Raw genomic sequence first — 4,140 nt, 5'->3', positions numbered from 1 at the left:
TCTAAAAACCTTCAAAAAACAACCGCTTCTCCTGGTTGCGGGTTGCAAAGGTAACTCATCTTACTCTCCGGTGCAAGGGAGAATAGCTTTTAATTCTATGCTTTGTGCTAAGTCGCTGGGAACAAGCAGGAAAAGTTGATGGAAGGCTGCAAACCATAAGCTGCTATATTATATACGAGTATGGTCAGGATATAAAGACACCCTTTTTGCTTTTTACTACGACTGCCGAGTAAAGCGGAAGGGGAATAACAAAGACAGATCTTCGCTATAATTAAGGAGGTGTTAAGATGGCTTTATCCTACGCTCATCCTACGCTGATCCTACGTTTATCCTACGTTTGAGGATTCACTTACATAGCATAAGGTATTGGTAAGCACTTGAATAGGTGGAGCTTTAAACCCCATCCAACATCCAATTAACTGTTAAAGTGAAATATCCCCCCACCTGCTATATAATATTATAGGAGCGACCGGGTTAGGGATCGAAGTGAAAATCCCTGCCTGTCCGGCAGGCAGGCTTTTTTCTGCGCAGCAGGAAAAGATTGAAACGGAGAGCCCGGCCGCGAACAACGCGGCAACCCCCAAAAAACAATCTACTAATATTCTTTCCCCCGATATCATTATATAAGAAGAGTATCCTACACATTATATCGAAAGGGTTATCCTATACGCTATTTTACTAGGGACATTTCAAAGTAATGACCGACTGTCGCCATTAAATTAAACGCTACATTTTAAATAACTTTGCTGACAGTATGGAGTTATAGTCGTAACAAACCTGATCGGCAGTTTTAAACGTATAGCCTGATACCCATCACTTATAATCCATCATGAGCAATAAACTCCCTTCAGCATTTATTCGATCCTTAATAGAGAACTACAACTTTGAAGGGGAAGCCTTTATTAAATCCCACGAAAGTGGTGAACAAATAACCTCGGTGCGCCTTAATAACTTTAAGCCAGCTGATTTATTCGGAAACAGTGAGAATATTCCATGGTGCGAAACAGGCCGTTACTTAAATGAACGCCCATCATTTACCGCAGATCCTTTATTTCATGCCGGGTGTTATTATGTACAGGAGGCTTCTTCAATGTTCCTCGAGCAGGTATTGAAACATACCGCGGATCTGGATGCTAATAATAAGGTATTGGATCTGTGCGCCGCACCGGGCGGCAAAAGCACGCTTATTAGTTCTTTAATTAATGAGAACAGTTTACTCGTGTCAAATGAGATAATCAAAACCCGTGTTCCTGTTCTGACGGATAACCTGATCAAATGGGGGCCTGCGAACACGTTTGTGACCAACAACGATCCCAGGGATTTTAAGCGCCTTGACGCCTATTTCGATGTTATTGTAGCTGATGCGCCATGTTCCGGATCCGGGATGTTCAGAAAGGATCCTGATGCTATAAACGAATGGTCTGAGAGTGCTGTATTATTATGCAGCCAGCGCCAGCAACGAATTCTCGCTGATATTTATCCCGCACTGAAGGAATCAGGCACCCTGATCTATTCCACCTGCAGCTACTCGAAACAGGAAAATGAAGAGATTTCAGACTGGCTTTGCGATTCGTTTGGCTTATCGCCCATACAAATACCTTTAGATGAAAGCTGGGGTATCGAAGAAACGCTCTCTGACAAGCATAAATGTTATGGCTACCGGTTCTACCCGCATAAAGTAAAAGGAGAAGGCTTCTTCATTGCGGCGTTCAGGAAAACTGAAGCTTCACCCGAAGCTCAGATCAAGCGGGCAAAGGAAACCCGCATCAATCAAAACAGCGAAGCTATAATACGCAAATGGCTCAAACCCCAGGACGATCTAAGGATCTTAGGCTTGAAGGATGATTTCTTCGCAATACATAAACAGCATGAAGCGGACCTGCAATATCTTCAATCAAATCTGTACCTCAAGAAGTCGGGAGTAAGGCTCGGCAAAGTTATGGGCAAGGACCTGGTGCCTAACCATGAACTGGCTCTAAGCCTTATATTAAATGAAAACGTTCAGCGTGTTGATGTAACCCGGGAGCAGGCGATATCTTATTTAAAGCGCGATGAGCTGAAGCTGGAAACCGATGTTCTGGGTTGGGCGCTCATCTGTTATCATGAACATCCACTGGGCTGGGCAAAGATGCTGGGGAACCGGATGAATAATTACTTCCCGAAGGAGATAAGGATAGTGAATCAGAATATTAGTTAGGGCAGAAGGGTATCAAGTATCAGGTATCAAGTATCAAGACTGGGCGGAGAGGCAAAGTTGAGAGTCTTTGAGGCTGTCTGTTGGTTGGATCATCAAGGTGTGAGCTAAGTTTCATTTTTCCTGAAGTCATCCAGCACCTGCTATCATTTTGGGGTTGCCCGCGGGAGCGGGCCCGCGCTTTTCGCTGCTATCTTTTTCTGCTTACGCAGAAAAAGTATATCCGCTTCAATCGCTAACCCGAAACCCCGGCGTCAATGGAATTTATTCTTTGAATGAAAATTTCATCGTTAAAGAGACTTTAGCAGGCCTTCGTGTTCAGCACATTTGGGAGTAATCTAAACCGGGGCGACGGAAGTAGCTTTTGCCGTACGGCAATTCAAAATCAACGAAGAATGTCTTGGCAAAACTACCTGCCGGCCGGCAGGCGGGCTCCAAAGCACCGGACTGTCGTAACCGACAAATCACAAGCTTTGCTTTTCAAATAAATATTTTTAACCATATAATTTTGCAGAAATGAGACAATAACATCCGGTAGTCCCTGGATAAAACTCATGTCAGGATGGCTTAACCAAACCTAATACTGCCCCGTAGATAACATCACAAGCGTGCAAGCATGAAGCGCTTCAATCCCGTTTTCTACTGCGATCTCTTCAAGCTCCGGATTTTCTGTACCGGGATTGAAAATAATACGCTTTGGCTTTGAGTCTATTATATAGTCGTAATATTCAGGTTGGTTTTGAGGGCCGACGTATAATGTGACCGTATCTATATCTTCATAAACTTCTCCCGCCCTTTCAATTTCCACGCCTGCAGCCTCCCCTTTCTTTATTCCGATGTTCACTATCGGATGGCCGTATGCCACCAGCCTGTTAGCTGCCAGATTTGCGTATCTGGATGGATTATCTGTCGCTCCTAATATTAATGTCTTCTTCATTCTACTTATTCAATATAGCTATCTGCGCTGAGTGATAGATATGATGCTGAATTATCCCTTTAACTAATTCTTCATAGCTGCCCTTTTCTGCGATTTCCGGATAGCGGTCATCATTCACTTCCTTCGCTAACATGTCGTCATCCATTTTAACAATGGTGGCTTTTAAATGTTCATTCGCAGAAATAAACAAGTCAACAAGTTCGGACCATGATTTTTGATCGGGATCCGGCCAGTCACCCCGGCCTGGATTTGACGCAAATTTGCCCTTCATCCTTTCGGTGGTTTCCTCTGTCCATGCAATCATATGCATTATAATATCGGCAATACTATGAGGGCCGCGGCTTTTATCATGTACTTTTTCAAGACCAACGTTGTTCATTATGGTTATAACCGGCGACCCATACCATGGCTGCCCGGACAACGTTTCATGGAGTTCCTTTGCTAAGTCACTTGCTATCATAGATTCAGGAGATATATTTTAATACTGCTTCCGCACAGTTCATGCCATCAATTGCCGCCGACACGATACCGCCTGCATAACCAGCGCCTTCGCCACAGGGAAAAAGCCCCGGCATTTCGGTGTGCTGAAGCGTTTCTTTATCACGCGGAATGCGGACAGGTGATGACGTTCTTGACTCGACACCCACCAGGATAGCCTCATTGGTATAATAACCTTTCATCTTCCGCCCAAATGCAGGCAAGGCTTTCTGCAGTCGCTTATGAATGAAGGCAGGAAGGACGGTGCTCAGATCCGCGCTTTTGGTTCCAGGGATGTAAGAGTTCAAAGGAAGATCATTGGACAATTTGTTGTTCACGAAGTCGACCATTCGTTGAGCCGGAGCTACCAGCTTCCCACCGCCTGCGGTATAAGCCAGCTTTTCAACGCCAGCCTGGAATGCAAGAAGGCGGAACGGATCTGCCGGGTCACCAGGAACGTCGTCCAGATTTATCTGGACAACCGTGCCTGAGTTTGCGAAAGGATTATTTCTTTTGGATGGCGACCATCCAT

At 44.8% G+C, this 4,140-nt stretch carries 4 protein-coding genes; 1 reads left to right on the top strand and 3 read right to left on the bottom strand.

All coding sequences use genetic code 11. The features are described from left to right. Positions 1-829 precede the first annotated feature (829 nt). The gene (locus tag WKF69_RS17795) at positions 830-2,197 is read left to right on the top strand and encodes an RNA methyltransferase (protein ID WP_340383609.1); all 1,368 of its coding nucleotides are present in this window, start codon (positions 830-832) and stop codon (positions 2,195-2,197) included. Positions 2,198-2,771: 574 nt separating this feature from the next. Here the strand turns inward: WKF69_RS17795 and WKF69_RS17790 are convergent. From WKF69_RS17790 to WKF69_RS17780, 3 genes are all read right to left on the bottom strand, one after another. Beyond that, a complete protein-coding gene (locus WKF69_RS17790) occupies positions 2,772-3,131 on the bottom strand; it encodes a CoA-binding protein (RefSeq protein WP_340383607.1) in 360 nt (119 codons plus the stop codon). A 1-nt stretch (position 3,132) separates the two neighbouring features. Next, the gene (locus tag WKF69_RS17785; RefSeq protein WP_340383605.1) at positions 3,133-3,591 is read right to left on the bottom strand and encodes a DinB family protein; all 459 of its coding nucleotides are present in this window, start codon (positions 3,589-3,591) and stop codon (positions 3,133-3,135) included. A 4-nt stretch (positions 3,592-3,595) separates the two neighbouring features. Next, positions 3,596-4,140 (bottom strand): FAD-dependent protein (locus tag WKF69_RS17780; RefSeq protein WP_340383603.1); only part of this gene is annotated, 545 nt, incomplete at its 5' end.

Origin of the sequence: Daejeonella sp. (assembly GCF_037719425.1) — a bacterium.
Lineage (GTDB): Bacteria > Bacteroidota > Bacteroidia > Sphingobacteriales > Sphingobacteriaceae > Daejeonella.
The sequence above is the reverse complement of the archived record's forward strand: the minus strand, read 5'-3'. Positions and strand labels throughout refer to the sequence as shown.

Bases quoted from the DNA above. Each gene is read 5' to 3' on its own strand.
- WKF69_RS17790 (WP_340383607.1), bottom strand. From the start codon at position 3,131: ATGAAGAAGACATTAATATTAGGAGCGACAGATAATCCATCCAGATAC.
- WKF69_RS17795 (WP_340383609.1), top strand. From the start codon at position 830: ATGAGCAATAAACTCCCTTCAGCATTTATTCGATCCTTAATAGAGAAC.
- WKF69_RS17785 (WP_340383605.1), bottom strand. From the start codon at position 3,591: ATGATAGCAAGTGACTTAGCAAAGGAACTCCATGAAACGTTGTCCGGG.